Genomic DNA, 21,751 nt, shown 5'->3' with positions numbered 1-21,751 from the left:
TCGTTCGCGCACGAGGATGACGGTGACCGCAGCCGCCTCTGCTAGATAAGAAGAATGCCCGTCTCCCTCGCCGCGGCCGCGCGCGCCCTCATCCTCGCCGCCCTGGCGGTGGCGGCCCTCCTCGTCGTGCTCAAGGCGGGGGACGTGGCGGAGACCCGCGTCGGCCTGAGTCTGGCGGGCGATGCAAGGCAGCGGGCCGAGATCTACGCCCAGAGCCTGGAAGGCGCCATCGAGCGCTTCGGCTTCCTGCCCGCGGCGGCGGCTCTCGACCCGCGGGTCCGCGCCCTCATCGCCGCCCCCGACGATCCGGCGCAGGTGGCGATCGTCAACGATTATCTGAAGCGGCTGACCGGCGCGGCCGGGGCGGGCGTCGTCTACCTGCTGCTGCCCTCCGGGCTCACCCTCGCCGCCTCCAACTGGGACACGCCCCAGAGCTATGTCGGCCAGGATTTCAGCTACCGGCCCTATTTCACCGAAGGTCTCGCCGGGCGCACAGGGCGCTTCTACGCCGTCGGCACGCTGACCGGCGTGCCGGGCTACTTCATCAGCGCGCCCATCGTCATCGACGGCACGGTGCGCGGCGTGATGGCCACGAAGATCGACCTCGATCCCCTGGAGACCGTCTGGCGGGAGGGAAGCGACCGCGTGCTGGTGGCCGACGCCAACGGCATCGTCTTCCTCGCCTCCGACCCCGCCCTGAAGTTCCGCCCGACCAAGCCCCTCGACGCCGCCGCCCGGGAGGGGATGGAGCGCACGCGCCAGTACGGCCGCGAGCGGGCGCCGCCGGTCGATCTCGGCCGGGTGGAGGATGTCGGCGGCGTCCCCCTGGTCGAGGGTTCCGAGGCCTCGCCCCATGCCCACGCGCTCTACGAGGAGCGGGCGCTGCCGGACCACGGCTGGACGCTGCTGCTCTTCGCCGATGCCGCGCCGGTGGCGATCGCCGGGCGCAGCGCCCGGGCCGGGGCGAGCCTTGCGCTGATCGTGCTCGGCCTGATCGGGCTCTACGGGCGCCAGCACCTGCGGCGGGTGCGGGAGAACCGTGCGGCGCAGCGGGAGCTGGAGGCCAAGGTGAAGGCGCGCACCGCCGATCTCAGCGCGGCCAACGGCCGGCTTGCGGACGAGATCGCGGTGCGGGCCCGCGCCGAGAGCGACCTGCGCGCGGCGCAGGGCGAGCTGGTCCAGGCGGCCAAGATGGCCACGCTGGGGCAGATGGCGGCGGGCATCACCCACGAGCTGAACCAGCCGCTCGCCGCCATGCGGGGGCTGGCCGACAATGCCCGCGCCTTCCTGCATCAGGGCCGCGAGGAGGAGGCCGCGGCCAATCTCGACCGCATCGTCTCCCTGGTGGACCGGCTCGGCAAGATCACGGGGCAGCTGCGCAGCTTCTCCCGCCGCTCGGGCACGGAGCGGGTCGCGGTGGACGTGGCGGCGGCGGTCGCGGAGAGCCTCGCGATCCTCGCGCCCCGCATTCGCGCCTCGGCCGCGCAGGTGACGACCGATCTCGATCCGGCCGCGCAATGGGTCGTGTTCGAGCCGATCCGCCTTTCGCAGGTGTTGGTCAACCTCGTCGGCAACGCCCTCGACGCGGTCAAGGGCCGGGCCGGTGCCCATGTCGCCGTGCGGGCCTGGGCGGGGGAGGGGCACGTCGTCCTCAGCGTCGAGGATAACGGGCCGGGTCTCGACGGGGCGGCGTTGACGCGCATCTTCGATCCGTTCTTCACCACCAAGCCGGCGGGGGAGGGGCTCGGCCTCGGCCTGCCGATCTCGCTCGCCATCGCCCGCGAGTTCGGCGCCACGCTGCGGCCCCGCCCGATCGCTGGCGGCGGCCTTGCCTTCGACCTCGTGCTGGAGGCGGCCGAGGATCCGGCCCGGACTTCGCCCCGAGAGAGGATGCGGCATGTTTCCTGATCGTTCGGAGGCGGTGCCGCGTCCGCGGATCGTGCTGATCGACGACGAGGAGATGGTCCGCCTCTCCATGGAGCAGACCCTCCAGCTCGCCGGGTTCTCGGTCGAGGCCTATGCCAGTGCCGAGGCGGCGCTGCCGGCCATCGGCCGCGACTTCCCCGGCGTGGTGGTCAGCGACGTGCGCCTGCCGGGGCAGGACGGGCTCGCGCTGCTCGCCGACATCCGCCGCCGCGATCCCGAATTGCCGGTGGTGCTCGTCACCGGCCACGGCGACATCGCCATGGCGGTGGCCGCCATGCGCGAGGGCGCCTACCACTTCATCGAGAAGCCCTTCGTCAACGATGCCTTCGTCGAGGTGGTCCGGCGCGCCCTGGAGAAGCGCGCGCTGGTGAGCGAGAACCGCCGCCTGCGCATGGCCCTCGACCGGGACGACGCGCGGGGCAGTGCGGTGGAGCGCTGCCTCGTCGGTCCCTCGCCGGCCATGCGCCGCCTGCGCGACGACGTCGCCTCGCTGGCTTTTGCCGCCGCCGACGTGCTGGTGCTCGGCGAGACCGGGGCGGGCAAGGAGCAGGTCGCCCGCGCCCTGCACGAGGGCGGCGCGCGGGCGGCCAAGCCGTTCGTGGCGATCAATTGCGGCGCCATCCCCGAGAGCATGTTCGAGAGCGAGATGTTCGGCCACGAGGCCGGCGCCTTCACGGGAGCGGGCAAGCGGCGCATCGGCAAGGTCGAGCATGCCAGCGGCGGCACCCTGTTCCTCGACGAGGTCGAGAGCATGCCGCTGGCTCTCCAAGTGAAGCTGCTGCGGGTGCTGCAGGACCGGCGCGTCGAGCGGCTGGGTTCGAACACGAGCGTGCCCGTGGATCTGCGGGTGGTGGCCGCCACCAAGGAGGATCTCGGCGCGCTCTCGGAGGCCGGCCGCTTCCGCCGCGACCTGTTCTTCCGCCTCAACGTCGTGACGCTGAGCCTGCCGCCCTTGCGCGAGCGGCGCGAGGACATCCCGCTGCTGTTCGAGCTCTTCCTCGTCCAGGCGGCGGTGAAGTATCAGCGCCCGGTGATCGAGGTGCCCCCGTCCTTGCGCCGCACGCTGATGCTCGCCGACTGGCCGGGCAACGTGCGCGAACTCAAGAACGCCGCCGAGCGCTACATGCTCGGCTTCCTCAGCCCGGATCTGGCCGGCGGCGCCGGGCAAGCGCCGGGCCTCGACGCCCTGCTCGACCGGGTGGAGCGCCTCGTCATCGAGGATGCGCTCAAGGCCTCCGGCCAGAGCATCGCCGAGGCCGCCCGGGCGCTCGGCCTGCCGCGCAAGACGCTCTCCGACCGCATGCGGCGCCTGGGCCTCAGCGCGGGCGACTGATTCCTGATCCTGACCAGAGAGTTCATCCGTGACGCACGACGCCGGCTGGCCGCCGCTCATCCTCGCCAACGCGCCCAACGGCGCCACCCGCACCAAGGCCGACCATCCGGCCCTTCCGATCACGGCCGCCGAGATCGCCCGCACCGCCGCCGAGATCGCGGAAGCGGGGGCGGCCCTGATCCACGTCCATGTCCGCGACGCGGACGGGCGCCATCTGCTCGACGCCGAGGCGTACCGCGCCGTCACCGCGGCGATCCGGACCGAGGTGGGCGAGCGGCTCGTGGTGCAGATCACCTCGGAGGCGGCCGGGCGCTACGCCGCGCCGGAGCAGATGGCGGTGGTGCGAGAGACGCGTCCCGAGGCGGTGTCGCTGGCGCTGCGCGAGATCGTGCCCGATGCGGCGGCCGAGGCCGCGGCGGCGGCGTTCTTCGCCTGGGCGCGGCGCGAGCGCGTCCTCCTCCAGATCATCCTCTACGAGCCGGCCGAGGTGATCCGCTACGCCGAGCTGAAGGCGCGCGGCGTGTTCGGCGAGGGCGGGGATTTCCCGCTGTTCGTGCTCGGCCGCTACACCCCCGGGCAAGTCTCCGCTCCCGCCGACCTGCTGCCCTTCCTCGCTGTAGCCGGGGAGGGGGTGCCGCTCTGGTCGATCTGCGCGTTCGGCCCGCGGGAGAATGCCTGCGCCCTCGCCGCCGCGGCCCTGGGCGGGCATGTGCGCGTCGGCTTCGAGAACAGCCTTCTCGCCCCCGACGGCCGCCCGGCCGAGAGCAACGCCGCCCAGATCCGCCGCGCTGCGGAAGGCGCCCGCCTCCTCGGCCGTCCGCTCGCCGACGCCGACGCGGCGCGGGCGATGATGGCCTGACGGCCTCGGAGCGCGCCGCGGGGCTGCGGGGCTCCCGGCAGCTATAGGTATTCCCAGCCCCAAAACAGCTCTGGATGAGGAGGATCTTGCCCATCGCCTACACTGGTGCGGCCGACGCAACGATCAGGTCACGCCTATAATCCCCTATTTTGCGAAGAACAGAAAAATATTTTTAATCTGTTGTATTCTGAAAAAACCGTAACAATCGCAAGAAAACATCAATTGATAAGCCCCATCCCGGCTGTCGCCCCGCGGCCGTTGCGCTCACTGTGAAGCGGCTACGGGTCAGAAAACGCCAGGGCCGAGGACGGCGGCTCACGCTGGCAAGCCATTGGGGGAATAACGTTGCAGTTCGGTCAGAAGGCGCGCCGCTACGCGCAGGTCGTCACGTGTGTTGGTCTGGCCGGGATGCCCTCCGCGGCCCTAGCCCGTTCCGCCGCCCTTCCGGGCATTACCGTCGGCCTGCCGACGGGTTGGCAGCTTCCCGAAGGCGTTCAGGTGAACGTCACGTCGAGTTTTGCCGAGCGCAGCACGTCGCCGCGGGCTAACCAGGGTCAGAACAACCTCGCCGTCTTCCTCTGGGCGACGCCCTGGAAGGTGCTGGGTGGTCAGCTGCGCTTCCTCCAATCCTTCCCCTACAACTTTCAGAGCCCGCAGCTGGGGCCCTGGCAGTCGGGCCTCTTCCAGCCGCTGACGACGGCTCAGATCGCCTGGAAAATCGGCGACAATGTCGGCGTCAGCTACTTTCTCGGCGGCTTCTGGCCCAGCGACACGCTCCTGGCGCTCCGCTCCGCCTCGATCGCCCAGCGCTTCGCGATCAGCTATGTCGCCGATGGTTGGAACCTCACGGCCAACCTCCATTACGGCACGATGCTGGCGGAGAACTCCCCGACCAACGTGCATTACTCCGACTACCTGAACCTCGACCTGACCGCGACCAAGCGAATCGGCAAATGGCAGTTCGGTGCCGTCGCCTTCGGTTCGACCGACCTGCCGACGAATCGGCCCGGCTATCGCCCCGTCGGGCAGTTCGCGATGGGGCCCCTGGTCGGCTACGCGTTCGAGAAGTTCACGCTCCAGACCTTCGTCACCCGCGACATCGCCCAGCGCAACCTCAACGGCGAGGAGACCCGCGGATGGGTGCGCCTGATCCTGCCGCTCTGGCGGCCGGAAAAGAAGGCCGACCAGGTTCCGAACCGGGTCACGGTCCGCAGCAACGAAGCCGCCGGTCCGACGGTGTCGGAGAAGATCAGGCGCGCACAGCGCTGATGGATGCGGGCGCGGTTGCCTGAAGCGGAAGACCTCGGCGCGAAGGGACGCGCCGAACGATCCCCTCGGTCACCGTGCCGGTCGAGCGACCGGCACGGTTCTCGGCGTGTTCGCGCACGATCCGGGTTCCCGGGCGTCTCAAACGCGCCCAGCCTCCGAATGGCGGGAGCGCAGGCGGAAGCCGAGGATCAGCAGCATTACGCCGAAGGCCACGGCATAGGCGCCGAGCCACCATGTCAGCACCAGCGCCGACATGCCGGGATTGATGACCAGCGCGATCCCGAACAGCACCGAGATCACCCCGCCGAGGCCCAGCCACCAGCGCCCGTAATGCGGGTGGAGGCGGAAGGCGGCCGCGATCATCAGCCCGCCCGAGAGCAGGGCCCAGGCCGCGACGAGGAGCACGAAGGCCCAGACCGCCGCCGCCGGCACCAGGAAGGCCGCCACGCCGACGACGATGTCGAGCAGGCCTTCGAGCAGCAGGAAGCCCCAGCGCTCGTGCCGCTGCGCCGCCCGGATCGCCGCGCCGATGCCGAAGAGGCCGTCGACCAGCATGTAGGCCGAGAAGAACAGCACCAGCGAGAGCACGAAGGCGGCGGGCGCCAGGAAGGCCGCGAGGCCGAACAGGATGGCGAGCACGCCGCGCAGGGCCACGAGCCACCAGTTGCTGGCGAGCAGCGCGTTCATCGCGTCGAGATGGGCCGGCCCGGTGGGCGGGGGGGATGCGCCAGAGGGAGTCGTGGCCCCGGACGTGTCGGATGAACCCACCATCGTCCACTCCTTCGAAATCGACCGGCGAGATCGGCCTGCCGCCGCCGGAACCGGCCGTCGCGGGACGCTTCTCCGGTACCATGGCGCAACGCCGGGTCGTGTCCTGCGTTCCGTCCAGCCCGACGTTGAGTTGCTTTCCCCGCAAAGAGGTTGCGTGAGAGCGAGCCGCGCCCGTTCGGTTCTCCGACGGGCGGGGACGGTTCATCCGGAAGGTGGACCCGTGGCCCTCCTCGGCGTCAGACCGCGTTCGCGGCGAGCCAGCGCTCGGCCCCCGAGAGGTCGTATCCGTGGCGGGCTCCCAGCGCTGCCACCTCGTCCCGGCGCAGGCGGCCGGCGAGCACCTCACCGATCGCCCAGAGGGTGAGGGAGCGCGTGCCGCTGCGGCAATGGGCGACGACGGGGCCTCGCGCGCCCTCGACCGCGGCGTGAAACCGCTCGACCGCCTCGCGGGTCAGGGTCGGGCCGGTCACCGGCAGGTCGAGATAGGCCAGACCCGCTTCCTCGGCCGCCGCCCGCTCGGCCGCGGCGCCGGGCTGGTCCGGCTCCTCCCCGTCGGGACGGTTGTTGATGAGGAGCGCCACGCCGTCCCGGCCGAGCGCGGCGATCTCCTCGAGGCTCGGCTGGCCGGCGACCGAGAAGGTTGGGTCGATGGGCGTCCGCTTCATGTCGCTGGCCCTCGGGTCTGCCGCGAGCCGGGCTCCGCCAGGGCGGCCGGCTTCCGGATGGGACGATTCGCGGGTCTGGGCGTAGCGCGGGCTCTGCGCGGCGGCAAGGCGAGCCGGGCGTCCCGAAGGATTGCCCCGGCGCACGTGACGCGGCCGAGCCGGGGAGCCGCGACGCCCTCCGCCCGGTTTTCCTCGCGCCCCGCGGAGCCGGGCGGTTTCGTGGGAGGGGAACGTGGTGGGGCGGCGCGCCCGGCGCTGGCGGGACGAGGATCCGGAAACCCACGGGCCGGCGCCCGCTTCCGTGCCGGTCTGCCCGCTCTGCGAGCGCCCGATTCCCCGGCACGCGCGCCAGAGCCTGCATCACCTCACGCCCAAGCTGAAGGGCGGGACCCACGGGGAGACCGTGCGGCTGCATCAGATCTGCCACTCGGCGATCCATGCCCGCTACAGCGAGGCCGAGATCGCGCGCCGGCTGGCGCAGGTCGAGGCGCTGCGGGCCGACCCCGAGATCGCGCGCTTCCTGGCCTGGGTGCGCGACAAGCCCGACGACTTCCACGCCCCGACCCGCATGACCCGCGCGCGGCGCGACCGCCGCTGACCGGCCCGACCGTCTTGTCCGGGCATTAACCGCGCCGCGAGGTTGCCGGCCCGCGCTCAACCCCACTTAACCCCCGGCGGTGAGGATGACGGCTCGATTTCGCAGGCCCGAGCCCATGACCGCGCCCCAGACTGCGCCCCAGACCGCGCCCGCCTCCACGATGGCGGCCAGCCAGCCCCTCCGCCTGCTTCCCGAGGAGGCGGCCCGCCTCGCCTGGGTCGATGTCGCCAAGGGGCTGTGCATCATCCTCGTCGTGATGATGCACTCGACGCTCGGCACCGGAGAGGCGCTGGGCGGGGAGGGCTTCCTGCACACCGTCGTGGAATTTGCGCGCCCCTTCCGGATCCCGGACTTCTTCCTGCTCTCGGGGCTCTTCCTCGGCCGGGTGATCGACCGCGACTGGCGCCTGTTCGCGGATCGCCGCGTGGTCCACTTCGCCTATTTCTACGTCCTGTGGGTGGTGATCCAGTCGCTGTTCAAGGCGGGCCCGATCGTCGCCGGCGCGGACGGCTTGAGCGCCCAGCTCGCGGCCTTCGGCCTGCACCTGGCCGAGGCGCTGGTGGTCCCCTACTCGACGCTGTGGTTCGTCTACCTGCTCGCGGTGTTCTCGGTGGTGACGAAGCTTCTCCACCGCCGCGTGCCCGGGCTCGTGCTGCTGGCCGGCGCCGCGCTCCTGCAGATCCTGCCGACCAGCAGCTGGCCCTACCTGCTCGACGAGTTCTGCGAGCGCTACGTCTACTTCCTGGGCGGCTACCTCTTCGCCGAATGGATCTTCCGCTTCGCCGACCGGGTGCGCGGGGCGGTCGTTCCGGCGCTGACGGGCCTCGCCCTGTGGGCGCTGCTGGAGGCCGTCTTCGTCTTCACGCCGACGGGCATCGAGGCCGTGCCGACGCTCGCCCGCCTGCCGGTGGTGAGCCTCGGGCTCGGCACCGTGGGCGCGCTCGCCATCGTCGCCTTCGCCGCCCTGATGACCCGCGCGGGCGGGCCCGTGACCGCGACCCTGCGCGCCTGCGGCGAGCGCTCCATCGTGATCTATCTCGGCTTCTTCCTGCCGATGGCGCTGACCCGCACGCTGATCGTCAAGTTCAACCTCGCGCTTCCCGATCACGCCCTCGGCGTCGGCCTCGCGAGCCTGATCGTGACCGTCGTGGCGGTCACGCTGCCGCTCGCCTTCGAGCGGCTGGTGCGTGGCACCCGCCTCGACGTCCTGTTCCGGCGTCCGGCCGCCTTCCACATCGCCCCCGCCCCGGCCCGGACCGGCCACTTGCAGCCCGCGTCGGTGGCGCCCCGCGAGGCGTGAGCGCCGCGGGCGCGCAGGGCCATGCGGAGGCGAGGGCGGAACCTTCGCGCCCCGCCCGTCGCTTTCCCCCGGGCGCCCGCCATCCCGTCGCGGGCGCGCTTTAGGAAGGGGCCGGCGCATGGCGAACGAGGTGGCGAACGAGACGAACGCGGCGAGCGGCGACCCCGCCGAGGTGGTCCTGGGCGAGCCCCGCGACCGCGCCTACTGGGCGCGCCGGTTCGAAGTGCCGGTGGAGCAGGTGCAGGCGGCGGTCGAGGCGGTGGGTTCCGACGCGGCGCGGGTCGCCGCCCATCTCGGCAAGCCCTGGCCCTACAAGGCGAGCGGCATCGTCTGAAGGGTCGCACTCGCGGCCCGGCCGCCCCGACGATCAGCCGCCGTTGGCCGCATCGAGGTGCCCGAGGAGTTCGCGCTCGTAGGCGATCAATTCGCGTCCGCGCTTGATCGCGCGGTGATATTGCTGCGCCGACAGCTCGTCCTGGATCGCCAGGAGGTAGGGCGCCATGCTCGGCGACGCCCGCAGGATCTCGGTGGCTTGGCGCACGAACAGATCCTCGGCCTCCGGCGGATTGTCGGCGAGGTAGATGAATTGCAGCGTGACGCAGAGCCGCTTGGCGGCGGTGTCGGCGTCCGTCTCGGTGATGATCTCGCTCTCGCGCAGGAACTTGCACTGGTTCTCGATGACGAAGACCGAGCGGCGGTCGCCGTTGCGGATCAGGGCGCCGTTGATGATCAGCCGCTCCTGGGGCTTCAGTTCGATGCGCAGCGCCATGGGTCGTGGTTCCTTGACGGTTCAATGTTCAACAAGACTTGCAGAATTCGTTAACTACGTCGGAGGGACTTGCTGATCTTCATGCGTTCAATGGGGTGATAGGCCGTGAATCCTTGAAACCGATTAAGGTCTCGGCAAGGCGCCGCATGGAGGGTCGAGTCATCGCCAAAACGGCGACTTCAAGACCCACAAGGATCGCCCCATGTCCAACGGCATCACGCTCTCCGCCTCCACCCGCCAGAACCTGCTCTCGCTGCAGGACACGGCAAGCCTGACCTCCACCACGCAGAACCGTCTCGCCACCGGCCTGAAGGTCTCCTCCGCCCTCGACAGCCCCGTCAACTTCTTCACCGCCCAGAGCCTGTCGAACCGCTCCTCGGATCTCGGCAACCTGCTCGACGGCATCTCGAACGGCGTTCAGGCGATCCAGGCGGCCAACCAGGGCATCACCTCGATCCAGAAGCTGATCGACTCGGCCAAGTCCACCGCCAACCAGGCGCTCTCGACCCAGATCACCACCACCGGCACCGCCGGCACGGCCTTCGCCGCCTCCACCACCAGCGCCACCACGGTCAACTTCTACGTCAACGGCGCGACCAAGGCGGCGACCATCGCCAGCAACTCGACGATCGACGCCGCCATCACCGCGCTCAACACCGCGGCGGGCCCGAACATGTTCTCGAAGGACACGACCGGCACGAAGATCGTGCTGAACGCCAGTGCCAACGTCGAGTTCAAGACCTCGGGCGACCAGACCGCGCTGGGCTTTGCCGCCGGCACGACCACCACGGCCAACAAGTACGGCAGCAGCAACGACACCATCTCCGCGGGCGCCAACCTGACCGTGTCGGGCGTGGACACGCGCGCCAAGCTGGCCGAGCAGTACAACAGCCTGCTGACGCAGATCACGCAGCTGGCCAAGGACGCGAGCTTCAACGGCGTCAACCTGATCAGCAACGGCGATCCGTCGAACAAGCTCCACATCAGCTTCAACGAGAAGGATACCTCGAACCTCGACGTGCAGGGCCAGGACCTGACGGCGGACGGCCTCGACCTGACTGCGATCACCGGCAATTCCGGCAGCAACGTCGGTCGCGGCAACTTCCTGCTCGACGACGACATCAACACGACCTTGAAGAGCCTGACGACATCCTCGGACACGCTGCGCTCGGCGAGCTCGACCTTCGGTTCGAACCTCTCCGTCGTGCAGAACCGGCAGACCTTCTCGAAGAACCTGATCAACGTCCTCGATCAAGGCGCCGGCAATCTGACCAACGCCGACCTCAACCTGGAAGCGGCCAATTCCCAGGCGCTGTCGACGCGCCAGTCGCTGGGCATCTCGGCCCTGTCGCTGGCCAACCAAGCGCAGCAGAGCATCCTCCAGCTCCTGCGCTGATGCGAAGACGTTGAGAAACGCGTAGGAAAAGAACGGCCGGGGCCATCGCCCCGGCCGTTCTCGCGTCGGGTCAGCAAGAAATCTCGTGATGCGAAGTCATCGTTAACCCTACGGCAACCCGCCCCGTGCTTGATTAACCCTAATACCGGGTTCGTCATCTGCCTGATCGGGGTCTTCCGCTCATGTCCTCCAGTGTCACACTCTCCGCCTCCACCCGCCAGAACCTGCTCTCGCTGCAGGACACGGCAAGCCTGACCTCCACGACCCAGAACCGCCTCGCCACCGGCCTGAAGGTCTCCTCCGCCCTCGACAACCCTGTCAACTTCTTCACCGCCCAGGCCTTCAGCAGCCGCTCGGGTGATCTCGGCGCGTTGCTCGACTCGATCTCGAACGGCGTTCAGACGATCCAGGCGGCCAACCAGGGCATCACCTCGATCCAGAAGCTGATCGACTCGGCCAAGTCCACCGCCAACCAGGCGCTCTCGACCCAGATCACCACCACCGGCACCGCCGGCACGGCCTTCGCCGCTTCCACCACCAGCGCCACCACGGTCAACTTCTACGTCAACGGCGCGACCAAGGCGGCGACCATCGCCAGCAACTCGACGATCGACGCCGCCATCACCGCGCTCAACACCGCGGCCGGCCCGAACATGTTCTCGAAGGACACGACCGGCACGAAGATCGTGCTGAACGCCAGCGCCAACGTCGAGTTCAAGACCTCGGGCGACCAGACCGCGCTGGGCTTTGCCGCCGGCACGACCACCACGGCCGACAAGTACGGCACCAGCAACGACACCATCTCCGCGGGCGCCAACCTGACCGTGTCGGGCGTGGACACGCGCGCCAAGCTGGCCGAGCAGTACAACAGCCTGCTGACGCAGATCACGCAACTGGCCAAGGATGCGAGCTTCAACGGCGTCAACCTGATCAGCAACGGCGATCCGTCGAACAAGCTCCACATCGCCTTCAACGAGCGCGACACCGCCAATCTCGACGTGCAGGGCCAGGATCTGACCGCGGACGGCCTCGATCTCGGCGCCATCAACGGGGATTCCGGCGCCAATGTCGGTCGCGGCAACTTCCTGCTCGATGTCGACATCAAGGGCACGCTGACGAGCCTGACCGGCGCCTCGGACACGCTGCGCTCGGCCAGCTCGACCTTCGGCTCGAACCTCTCCGTCGTGCAGAACCGGCAGGACTTCACCAAGCGGCTCATCAACGTGCTCGATACCGGCGCCGCGAACCTGACCAACGCCGACCTCAATCAGGAGGCGGCCAATTCCCAGGCGCTGTCGACGCGCCAGTCGCTGGGCATCTCGGCCCTGTCGCTGGCCAACCAAGCGCAGCAGGGCATCCTGCAGCTCCTGCGCTGAGGCCCCTCTCCGGGGCGGCGCGGGCTGCCCCTTCGCGGCGGGATCGTCTATGCGGTCGGCAACGCGGCCGTCCGCGGGCACCCCGTCGCGAGGCTTGCGGCCGATTCCTCTTCTCCCGAACTCCTTCGCCGGGCGCCGGAGGCGGCTCGACAAGCGCCTGCGGCGAGGGCTCCATCTCGCCCATCGCTGGCTCGGCATCCTCACCTGCCTGCTCTTCGCCGTGTGGTTCGTCTCCGGCGCGGTGATGATGTATGTCGGCTTCCCGCGCCTCACCGAGGCCGAGCGCCGCGCCGCCCTGCCGCCGGTCGCCCTCGACCGGGTGGCGCTGACGCCCGACGAGGCCCTGGCCCGATCCGGCCTTCCGGGCGCGCCGCGCGGGCTTACCCTCGCCATGCTCGACGACGAGCCGGTCTACCGCATCCTGGAATGGGACGGCGCCCGCCGCACGGTCTCGGCCGCGGACGGGCGGCGGATCGAGGCGCTCGCTCCCGAGCGCGCCCGCGCGGTGGCCGCCCGCCATCCGGCGGCGGCGGCGGTGGAGGATCTCGGTCCCGTCCTGCGCGACCAGTGGACCGTGCCGCAACGCTACGACCCGCTGCGCCCCTTCCGGCTCCTGGCCCTGGGCGACCCCGCCGGCACGCGGCTCTACGTCTCGGAGAAGACCGGCGAGATCGCCCTCGACACGACGCGCCGAGAGCGGTTCTGGAACTGGCTCGGCGCCGTCCCGCACTGGATCTATCTCACGCCCCTGCGCGCCCGGCCCGAACTGTGGCGCGACGTGGTGCTGTGGGTCTCGGGAATCGCCATCGCGGGGGCGGTCAGCGGCGTGCTCCTCGGCCTGATCCGCCTGCGGCTGCGGCGGCGCTACGCCGAGGGCGCGGTGACGCCCTATCGCGGCTGGGCGGCCTGGCACCATCTCGGCGGGCTCCTCGGCGGGACCGCGCTCCTGACCTTCATCGTCAGCGGCTGGCTCTCGATGAATCCGAACCGCTGGTTCTCGTCGCCGGCCCCCGAGCGCGACGCGCTGGAGCGCTACGCGGGGCCGGCGCAGATTCCATACCCCTTCGACCGCGAGGCGGTTGCCCGCGCCTGCCCGGACCTGCGCGAGGTGCGCTTCTCCCGGCTCGACGGCGCCCCCCTCGTCCTGGCCGCCTGCGGAGAGGCGCCCCCGCGCCCCTGCTGCGGCACGCCCGCTCCGGACCGCGCGCACATCCTCGCCACGGCCCGGCACCTGATCCCGGAGGCGCCGTCCCCGCGCGCCGAGTGGATCGAGGCGGAGGACGCCTACTGGTACGGGCACCACGAGGCGCGCCCGCTCCCCGTCCTGCGGCTCGTCTTCGCCGACCCGTCGGCGACGTGGTTCCACGTCGATCCCGCCACGGGCGAGATCCTGTCGCGGATGGACCGCTCGGCCCGGGTCTCGCGCTGGCTGTTCAACGGGCTGCACAGCCTGGACGTCGCCCCCCTGATCCGCAGCCGCCCGGCCTGGGACGCGCTGATGCTCGGCCTGATCGCCGGCGGACTCGTGATCGCGCTCTCGGGCACCGTGATCGGATGGCGGCGCCTGCGGCGCATGGGGACGAGCCGTGCGGCGCGGGCATCGCCTCCATAAATCAGCCGCGTTGTGCGCCGCTTGATCGGCGCCGGCACGCCCTCCGCCGCGTCCCGCCCGGGGTCCTCAGAATCGCTCGATGAACGTCATCCTGATCAAGCTGTTCGCGACCGCGCTGACCCTCAGCCAGGTCACGACGCGGCCCGATGCGGTGCGGACCCAGTTCGACCCGGCCAAGGACGGCGGGGAGGTCGTGGCGATCCTGCGCGACGGCTGCGCCCACATGCGCAAGTCCTTCGACATCGAGGACATCAACCTCGACGAACTCATCACCACCGCCATGGAGGATCCGAGCGCGGTGGCGGGCGACAACGCGCCCAAGATCCTGCACGGGCTCGATCTCAACGAGCTGAACACGAGCTACAAGCAGTTCTGCAAGGGCGAGAGCCCGGCCAACTCCCCCTTCGACCCGGGCGCGGTGATCACCTTCTACAACAACGCCGTGCGGGACCTGCCCTCGGCCGAGGCCCTGCGCGACATCCGGCTGCCCAGTGCCAGCGTGATCCTCGATTCCGCCGGCAAGCCCTATTCGGAGAGCTTCGAGGCCAACGGCCGGCGCCTCGTGGTGCCGGTCGAGGGCGTGCCGGATCTCGTGCAAAGGGCCTTCGTCGCGGCCGAGGACAAGCGCTTCTACCAGCACCGCGGCATCGACGAGCGCGGCGTGATCCGCGCCTTCGTCGGCAACCTCGCCTCGCCGGGGCGCCCGGCCGGCGGCTCGACCATTACGCAGCAGGTGGTGAAGAACCTCTCGGTGGGCGACGACGTCACCTACGAGCGCAAGATCCGCGAGATGATCGTGGCCTCGCGCCTGGAGCGCCTCCAGACCAAGCCGCAGATCCTCGGGCTCTACCTCAACGGGATCTATCTCGGCCGCGGCGCCTACGGCATCGAGATGGCCGCGCGCGCGTGGTTCGGCAAATCGGTGGGCGCACTCACCCTGCCCGAGGCCGCCCTGCTCGCCGGGCTGCCGAAGGGGCCGAACTATTACAGCCCCGACAAATATCCCGATCGGGCGCGCGAGCGCCGCGCCTACGTGCTCAGCCGCATGAAGGAAGAGGGCGCGATCACCGAGGCGCAGATGAACGCGGCGCTCGCCTCGGATCTCGGCATCAGGCCGCCGGATGCCGCGCGCCAGGATTCCGGCTTCTACCTCGTCGATCACGTGGCCCGCGAGGCGCGCACCTTCGCCGGGCTCGAATCGCTCACCAAGGCCTCCTACACCGTGCGCGCCACCGTGAATGCGGGCCTGCAGAGTGCGCTGGAGGGCGCGCTGCAGGAGGGGCTCTCGACCTACGAGCGCGGCACCGGCCGCGCCCGCTACGAGGGGCCGGAGCTGAACCTCGCCGAAGCCGTAAAGCGCATCGAGGCCGCCACCCCCGCCCCCGAGCCGGCCGCGGAGCCGGCGCCCCCGCCGAAGGGGGCGAAGGGCGCCAAGGCGAAGGCTCCCGCCAAGCCGGCGGTCCAGCCCGCCTGGCAGCGCGCGCTTCTCTCGGCCCGGCCGCCGCTCTACGACGTGCGCTGGCCGCTCGCGGTCGTGCTCCAGACGGGCAAGAACGGAACGCGGGTCGGCCTGCCCGATGGCCGTGTCGCGAGCCTCGAACCCGGCCCCGCGCGCGGAAAGCTCCAGCTCTACGACGCCGTGCGGGTGCGCCTGCGCGAGGGCAGGGGCAGCCCCCGCGCCGACCTGCGGGTGCGCCCGACCGTGCAGGGCGCGGCCATCGTGCTCGAGAACCGCACAGGCAAGATCCTGGCGATGAGCGGGGGCTTCTCCTATCCGCTGAGCCAGCTCAACCGGGTGACGCAGACCGTGCGCCAGCCGGGCTCGACCCTGAAGCCGCTGACCTATCTCGCGGCCCTCAACGCGGGGATGCAGCCCAACACCCTGGTAATGGACGCGCCCGTCACGCTGCCGCCCATCGGGGGCATCGGCGATTCCTGGTCGCCGAAGAACTACGACGGCGGCGGCTCGGGCGCGACGACGATCCGGCGCGGCCTCGAATTCTCGAAGAACCTCGTCACCGCGCGCCTGCTCGAAGGCGGCATCGCGCCCAAGGCCCCCGCCAGCCTGCAGCGGGTCTGCGACATCGCACTGGAGGCGCAGCTCTACGCCGAGTGCGAGCGCTACTACCCCTTCGTGCTCGGCGCGCAAGCCGTGCGGATGATCGATCTGGCGAGCTTCTACGCGGCCATCGCCAACGAGGGCGCGCGCCCGAGCGCCTACGCGCTGGAGGCGATCGAGCGCGACGGCAAGCCCGTCTACAGCCGGCCCGACAAGGCGCCGTTGCGGATCGGCTCGGCCGACCGGGTCGCCTTCTACCAGCTCAAGACCATGCTCCAGGGCGTGACCCGGCACGGCACGGCCGCGGCGCTCTCGGGCCTCTCCGCTTACGTCGCGGGCAAGACCGGTACCTCGGAGAACGAGAACGACGCGTGGTTCGCCGGCTTCACCAACGAGATCACCGTGGTGGTCTGGGCCGGCTACGACAACGCCGACGGCGTGCGCCGCACGCTCGGCCGCGGCCAGACCGGCGGCCACGTCTCGGTGCCGATCGCGAAGGCCGTCTTTCAGGCCGCCTGGGCCAACGGCGTGCCGCGCACGCCGCTCGCGCCCCCGTCCCCGGAGGCGAAGGCGCTCATCGCCGACCTGCCGATCGAGCCCCGCAGCGGCCAGCGCGTGGCCGGCGGCGGCTTCATCGAGCATTTCCGCCTCAAGGACGGTCGGGTCGCCGACACGCAATACGCGCTGGTGCCCCGCGAGACGCTCTACGCCATGCGTCCCGACGCCGAGGACGGCGACTACGCCAATTCCGAGGACGGGGCGGACGTGGCCGGCGACCTCTTCGGCAACCTGCCCGGCGGGCGCCGCGATGGGGGTGACCCCTACGCCCAGCGGCGCGCCGAGCCTGACGATCCCTGGGGCCTGCGCCGCGACCGTAGGGAGGAGCCGCAGGCCTGGCCCGGCCGCGACCGCTACGGTCAGGTCAACCCGGTGCCGTTCGGCTCGCCCTTCGACGACGACGGCGACCGGCGCTCCCGCCAGCGCCGCCGCGACCCCGACTACCTCTTCGGCGACGACCCGGGCTACTGAGCCCGCGCCCCTTCACGCCGCCTCCCATCGACGCATCCGAGGTCCGCTTTGCCCAGGCAGTTTCCGGCCGCCCTCCTCGCCGCGCTCGCGCTGGCCGCGCCGGCCCGCGCGCAGGACGCCGCCAAAGATCTTCCCAAGCCGACGGCGATCGTCTCCGACCGGGTGAAGGACGTGCCGGCCCTCAAGCCGGGCGATGTCGCCGGCCTCCAGCCCGGCACCGTGCTGTTCAGCGACCACCGCGAGGCCGCCTCGACCAATCCGGAGAGCGGGCTGATCGCCTTCGACGCGTGGCGCAAGGCGCGGGCGGCGGAAGCCGCCGCGCTGAGCCCCTGGCCCGGCTACACCGAGCCCGACTACACCCAGACCGTGAACGGCGTCGCCAAGCCCCGCCACGAGACGCTCAAGGTCTACGTCGCGGAAGGCCGCTTCGTCGTCGCCAAGCCGCCCTCCGCCATCGACCTCTCGGCCTTCGCCGGCATCGACTTCCTGGCCAAGATGGACCCGGTGATCCGCCACAAGCGGCTCGACCCGGCGGACGCGACGCCGACGAAGGACCCGGCCGCCGCCTTCGCCCGGCGCCCGGACCGGCCCTGGTGCGGGGCGGGGGGCGTCTGCATCGAGTCGCGCTACGATCTCGAAGGCAAGCTCCCCTTGGGCGTGAAGCTCGCCAACCGGCTCGAACTCGGCACCTCGAAGAAGATCGCCGAGTTCGTCTCGTTCCAGAGCGAGTTGCGGGTGCTGCCGCCGGCCGAGGCGGCGGGCCTCTCGGCGCTGACCAAGATCGAGACGCCGGTGGCCGGCGGGCTCGAACAGACGATCTTCTGGGTTAATCAGATCCTGCGCTTCGGCAAGTTCCTGGCGGTGATGCAGCCGGACCCGAACGATCCCAACCGCACCGTGGTGACGACCACCATGGCGCTCGCCATCAAGGCCGACGTGCTCGACCGCAAGCAGGAATATGCCCGCGTGCCGGTGCTCAAGAACCTGCTGCCGGTGCAGGTGCTGATGGGCAATTCCTCGTTCAACACCGGCAGCTCGATCAGCGCGGGCGTGCCCACCTACGCCCGCAACCGCATCGTCGCCTTCGCCGACGCCCTGGCGAAGAACTGATTTTTTCGCCCGAACGCGAGGTCGAGAATCGGCACGCGCCCCGCAGCGGAACCCTCACGCAAAACACCGTCGCGCCGACTTCATCCTCACGAACCTGTGAGCCATTCTGTCGCTGTCGCCGGAAGGCCACAGACACAATCTGGTATATTGGATAATATGTCTCGACTCGTTCCTGAGACCGCGAGTCACCTCAGCCGGCGCGCCCCTCCATAGGCGCGCCGCTTTTTCGTTGGGCGCTCCTCACGGGCCGCCGGGCCCGCGTGCGAGGCCGGCGAGGGTGAACAGGTCCACCGAGAGCTTGGCGCCGATGACGAAGGCGTCGGGGATGTTCTTGCGGTAGTACGGGAAGCGGGTCTGGTCCGGGTTGACGATGTACTGCAGGTTCGGCGTCAGCCGGATCGCGGGCGTGACCTGAATGCCGTAGTTCAGCTCCATCATGATCTGCTGCCGCGGAATCGCGCGGGACAGGCCGAGCGAGGCCTGGGCCGCCTCGATGTTGGAGAGCGCCAGCGGGCTGAAGGCCTGCGTGTTGATGACGAAGCCCACCGTGTCGTAGGGCCGGCCCGCGAAGGTGCCGGTCTGGAGCGCGCCGATCTCGAGAAAGTAGTCCTCGATCAGGCGGCCCCCGGTGCCGGCCATGGCGACGCCGAACAGGGTCAGTCCCTGGATGCCCGTTGGATCGGGGCGCCAGACCATCTGGTCGAAGCGGGCGTAGATCCCTGAGCGGCCGAAGCGCGTCGCGGGAGTGAGGCCGGTCAACACCGCGCGCCCGCCCGCCACGTCCCGCACCGGGTCCGGGTAGTCCGAGCGGTCGACCCAGCCGCCGATGCCGTAGTTGCGGGGCAGGGCGTCGTTGGCGAAGGTGGTGGAATAGCCGAGTTCGAACGGCACGATCGCGCCGGTGGCGCCCTTGGTCGAGAAGTCGAGGCCGTTGTCGCCGGGCTGCTGGTGCAGCGGGTTCACCTCGTAGGCGCCGACGTGGAAGAACACCCGGTCGGTCAGCCACGCCTTGGCGTGCCCGCCCCAGCTCGCCACCGGCCAGAAGGTGAAGTTCGAGGTCTTGAAGACGAAGGTCGGGTTGCCGCAGGCGGAGTTCGTCTGGAAGTTGCAGTAGATCGGCGAATTGAGGAAGTTGATGTTGGCGACCAAGCGCCCGACCTCGATGTCGAGCCGGTTGTCGAACAGCTTCTGCTGGTAGGAGAGCAGCGTCAGCCGCGTGGTCTGGCCGCCGCCGAAGATCTCCTGCACGCTGGTGTTGTTGCCGATGAAGTCGTCGGCGAGGTTGCGGCCGTGGCGGTTCGTGACCGCGATGTGGACCGAGCCGCCCTCGATCCCGGCAAGCCGTTGCAGGTCGGCGTCGATGCCGAAGAAGAGTTGCCCGGCGTAGGCCGAACCCTGCCGGATGCCGCCGCTCGGGTTGGCTGCCGCCTGGCCGGTGTAATTGAGCAGGAACGAGAGGCCGTTGCCGAGATCGAAGGTGCCGGGCGGCAGGGCGGGGGGCGTGGCCGACTGGCCGAGCACGTCGGCGGCGGCCGCCGCGCTGCCATCATCGCCGAAGCTCCGGCGCGGCGGGACGCGCCGTGCGACCCGCCTGAGGGCCGGGCGGCGGATCGTGGCGGGCGCGCCGATCGGGAGCCCGGCGAGACCCGGCTGCGCGGGCGGCTCCTGCGCCTCGGCCGCGGTCGCGCCCGCGAGCGCCGTGCAGAGGCCGAGCGCGGCCCATGCGACCTTTCCAGCCTTCATCTCGTTGCCCCCTCTCTCTCGACGTCTTCCCGGCCCGATTGCTCGGGCGCTGACACTTTACTGATCAAAGGTTGTATGATGGGCCGCGATCCGGGACGAAGCGGGAGCGGCCGCGGTCGGTCGTTGGCCCGGCGGCGCCGGAGGCCCTGGCGCCGACCGTCCGTTCAGGCCGCGCGCTTCTTGAGAAGGCCGACCAGCAGGCCCGTCACCAGGGTGCCGGCGGCGAGCGCGATCAGCGCGCCCGTCACGTTGGTCACGGCATTGGGGATTGGCAGCACGAACAGGCCGCCATGGGGCACCTTCAGGGTCACGCCCGAGGTCAGGGCGATGGCCCCGGCGACCGCGGAGCCGGCCACCATGGAGGGGATCACCCGCAGCGGATCGGCCGCGGCGAAGGGGATCGCCCCTTCCGTGATGAAGGCGGCGCCGAGCACGGCCGCCGCGCCGCCCGCCTCGCGCTCCGGCGCGGTGAAGCGGGACGGGAACAGGCGGGTGGCGAGCGCGATCCCGAGCGGGGGCGTCATGCCGCCGAGCATCACCGCCGCCATCGGCGCATCGACGCCCGAGGAGAGCAGCGCCGCGGAGGAGGCGTAGGCCGCCTTGTTGATCGGCCCGCCCATGTCGACGGCCATCATCCCGCCGAGCACGAGGCCGAGCACCAGCGCGCTCGCTCCCTGCATGCCCTTCAGCCAGTCGGTGAGCGCGGCGAGGATCGCGGCCACCGGCACGCCAACGACGTAGACCATCAGCAGGCCGGTGACGGCGGTGGCCAGCAGCGGCAGGATCAGGACGGGCTTCAAGCCCTCCAGGTTCCGGTGCAGGCGGATGTGCCGGTTGAGGAAAGCCGTCGTGTACCCGGCGATGAAGCCTGCCGCGATGCCTCCGAGAAAGCCCGCCTGAAGATTGGCGGCGAGCATGCCGCCGATCATGCCGGGCGCGATGCCGGGCCGGTCGGCGATCGAGTAGGCGATGTAGCCGGCCAGCGCCGGGACGATCAGGGCGAAGGCCGCCTTGGCGCCGATCTCGGCCAGAGCGTAGCCGAGCGTGCCGGCATTCTCCGGCTTCATCGCGTCGATGCCCCCGACGGCGAAGGCGAGCGCGATCAGGAGCCCGCCCGCCACCACGAAGGGCAGCATGAAGGACACGCCGGTCATCAGGTGCTTGTAGGCGCCCGCCTTCTTTTCCGCCGCCGCCGGGCGGGCGGGACCGTCGGCCCGCGCCTCGGTGCTGCCCGCCGCCTGCATCTGCGCCTCGGCGAACGCGGTGGCGATCAGGCCCTTGCCGTCGCGGATCGCCGCCTTGGTGTTGGTGGCGTAGACCCGCTTGCCGGCAAAGCGCGCGCGATCGACGCCGGTATCGGCGGCGATGAGCACGATGTCGGCCGCCGCGATTTCGGCTGCGGTCAGCGCGTCGCGGGCGCCGACCGACCCTTGCGTCTCGACGCGGACGTCGTGGCCGAGGGCCTGGGCCGCCGCCTGGATGCCCTCGGCCGCCATGAAGGTGTGGGCGATGCCGGTGGGGCAGGACGTGATCGCCACGATTTTTTTCGGGCTTGCCGCCGCGGAGGCGGCGGGGGAGGGGGCCTCCGTCCCGGCGCTCAGGCGGTCGAACACGGCGTTGACGTCGGTGAGCACGTCCTCGATTGCCGCGCGGGCCCGGTGCAGCGCCCCGAAGCGGCCCTCGCCGAGATCGCCCTCGCCGACGAGCAGCACCGCCCACGCCCCGGCGATAGCGGTATCGGGGATCGGGTTGCCGCTGGCGCCCTTGCCGCGGAGTTCGAGAGTGATCGGCGTGTTGCGCCGCCCGGCCGCCTTGCGCAGGGCCTCGGCGGCGAGGACGGCGTGGGTGGAGAGGTCTCCGCCTCCCACCACGGCCAGAAGCTGTGCCATGGGTTTCCTCCTCGGATTTTTGTTTGGTCGTTCGGGCTGGCCGCGGG

Annotated in this window: 17 protein-coding genes; 12 read left to right on the top strand and 5 right to left on the bottom strand. The window is 70.7% G+C overall.

What is annotated here, in order from left to right; all coding sequences use genetic code 11:
* Positions 1-54: 54 nt before the first annotated feature.
* The 4 genes from ACPCJR_RS20365 to ACPCJR_RS20350 all read left to right on the top strand — a co-directional run bounded on the left by ACPCJR_RS20365 (position 55) and on the right by ACPCJR_RS20350 (position 5,387).
* Entirely contained in the window at positions 55-1,908 is a 1,854-nt protein-coding gene (locus tag ACPCJR_RS20365; protein WP_391514425.1) for a sensor histidine kinase, read from the top strand.
* The gene (locus tag ACPCJR_RS20360) at positions 1,898-3,259 is read left to right on the top strand and encodes a sigma-54-dependent transcriptional regulator (protein WP_391514427.1); all 1,362 of its coding nucleotides are present in this window, start codon (positions 1,898-1,900) and stop codon (positions 3,257-3,259) included. Before ACPCJR_RS20365 ends, ACPCJR_RS20360 begins: the two co-directional genes overlap by 11 nt.
* 28 nt (positions 3,260-3,287) lie before the next feature.
* Positions 3,288-4,118: a 3-keto-5-aminohexanoate cleavage protein gene (locus tag ACPCJR_RS20355; protein ID WP_391514428.1), complete on the top strand. Its 831-nt coding sequence runs from the start codon at positions 3,288-3,290 to the stop codon at positions 4,116-4,118.
* A 345-nt stretch (positions 4,119-4,463) separates the two neighbouring features.
* Positions 4,464-5,387, top strand: a complete 924-nt coding sequence (locus ACPCJR_RS20350; RefSeq protein ID WP_391514430.1) for a transporter — start codon at positions 4,464-4,466, stop codon at positions 5,385-5,387.
* Positions 5,388-5,525: 138 nt separating this feature from the next.
* Here ACPCJR_RS20350 and ACPCJR_RS20345 read toward each other — a convergent pair whose 3' ends face one another.
* On the bottom strand, positions 5,526-6,158 hold the full coding sequence (locus ACPCJR_RS20345; RefSeq protein WP_391514432.1) for an HdeD family acid-resistance protein: 633 nt from the start codon (positions 6,156-6,158) through the stop codon (positions 5,526-5,528).
* Between the two features lie 236 nt (positions 6,159-6,394).
* A complete protein-coding gene (locus ACPCJR_RS20340; protein ID WP_391514433.1) occupies positions 6,395-6,823 on the bottom strand; it encodes a TIGR01244 family sulfur transferase in 429 nt (142 codons plus the stop codon).
* A gap of 232 nt (positions 6,824-7,055) precedes the next feature.
* Between ACPCJR_RS20340 and ACPCJR_RS20335 the strand changes: the two genes are divergently transcribed.
* The 3 genes from ACPCJR_RS20335 to ACPCJR_RS20325 all read left to right on the top strand — a co-directional run bounded on the left by ACPCJR_RS20335 (position 7,056) and on the right by ACPCJR_RS20325 (position 9,055).
* On the top strand, positions 7,056-7,421 hold the full coding sequence (locus ACPCJR_RS20335; RefSeq protein ID WP_391514435.1) for a restriction endonuclease: 366 nt from the start codon (positions 7,056-7,058) through the stop codon (positions 7,419-7,421).
* Between the two features lie 160 nt (positions 7,422-7,581).
* Positions 7,582-8,721, top strand: coding sequence for an acyltransferase family protein (locus ACPCJR_RS20330; protein WP_391514624.1), 1,140 nt, complete (start codon positions 7,582-7,584; stop codon positions 8,719-8,721).
* A 118-nt stretch (positions 8,722-8,839) separates the two neighbouring features.
* Positions 8,840-9,055, top strand: a complete 216-nt coding sequence (locus tag ACPCJR_RS20325) for a DUF3606 domain-containing protein (protein WP_391514437.1) — start codon at positions 8,840-8,842, stop codon at positions 9,053-9,055.
* Positions 9,056-9,088: 33 nt separating this feature from the next.
* Here the strand turns inward: ACPCJR_RS20325 and ACPCJR_RS20320 are convergent, their stop codons facing one another.
* The gene (locus ACPCJR_RS20320) at positions 9,089-9,490 is read right to left on the bottom strand and encodes a flagellar biosynthesis repressor FlbT (RefSeq protein WP_391514439.1); all 402 of its coding nucleotides are present in this window, start codon (positions 9,488-9,490) and stop codon (positions 9,089-9,091) included.
* Positions 9,491-9,692: 202 nt separating this feature from the next.
* Here ACPCJR_RS20320 and ACPCJR_RS20315 point away from each other — a divergent pair, with 202 nt between their 5' ends.
* The 5 genes from ACPCJR_RS20315 to ACPCJR_RS20295 all read left to right on the top strand — a co-directional run bounded on the left by ACPCJR_RS20315 (position 9,693) and on the right by ACPCJR_RS20295 (position 18,072).
* The gene (locus tag ACPCJR_RS20315) at positions 9,693-10,886 is read left to right on the top strand and encodes a flagellin (RefSeq protein WP_391514440.1); all 1,194 of its coding nucleotides are present in this window, start codon (positions 9,693-9,695) and stop codon (positions 10,884-10,886) included.
* Positions 10,887-11,068: 182 nt separating this feature from the next.
* Positions 11,069-12,262 carry a flagellin gene (locus ACPCJR_RS20310; protein ID WP_391514442.1) on the top strand — a complete coding sequence of 398 codons (1,194 nt, stop codon included), beginning with the start codon at positions 11,069-11,071 and terminating at the stop codon, positions 12,260-12,262.
* A 94-nt stretch (positions 12,263-12,356) separates the two neighbouring features.
* The gene (locus ACPCJR_RS20305; protein WP_391514444.1) at positions 12,357-13,874 is read left to right on the top strand and encodes a PepSY domain-containing protein; all 1,518 of its coding nucleotides are present in this window, start codon (positions 12,357-12,359) and stop codon (positions 13,872-13,874) included.
* A 79-nt stretch (positions 13,875-13,953) separates the two neighbouring features.
* Complete coding sequence (locus tag ACPCJR_RS20300; RefSeq protein WP_391514446.1) at positions 13,954-16,962, top strand: penicillin-binding protein 1A; 3,009 nt, start codon at positions 13,954-13,956, stop codon at positions 16,960-16,962.
* A 48-nt stretch (positions 16,963-17,010) separates the two neighbouring features.
* Positions 17,011-18,072: a hypothetical protein gene (locus ACPCJR_RS20295; protein ID WP_391514448.1), complete on the top strand. Its 1,062-nt coding sequence runs from the start codon at positions 17,011-17,013 to the stop codon at positions 18,070-18,072.
* Positions 18,073-18,312: 240 nt separating this feature from the next.
* Here ACPCJR_RS20295 and ACPCJR_RS20290 read toward each other — a convergent pair whose 3' ends face one another.
* The gene (locus ACPCJR_RS20290; protein ID WP_391514450.1) at positions 18,313-19,815 is read right to left on the bottom strand and encodes a carbohydrate porin; all 1,503 of its coding nucleotides are present in this window, start codon (positions 19,813-19,815) and stop codon (positions 18,313-18,315) included.
* Positions 19,816-19,979: 164 nt separating this feature from the next.
* On the bottom strand, positions 19,980-21,704 hold the full coding sequence (locus tag ACPCJR_RS20285) for a fructose-specific PTS transporter subunit EIIC (RefSeq protein WP_391514452.1): 1,725 nt from the start codon (positions 21,702-21,704) through the stop codon (positions 19,980-19,982).
* Positions 21,705-21,751: the final 47 nt, after the last annotated feature.

The sequence above is a fragment of the Methylobacterium sp. NPDC097929 genome (assembly GCF_049543375.1).
Lineage (GTDB): Bacteria > Pseudomonadota > Alphaproteobacteria > Rhizobiales > Beijerinckiaceae > Methylobacterium.
Note: the sequence above shows the minus strand (reverse complement) of the source record. Positions and strands in the feature narration are given on the sequence as shown.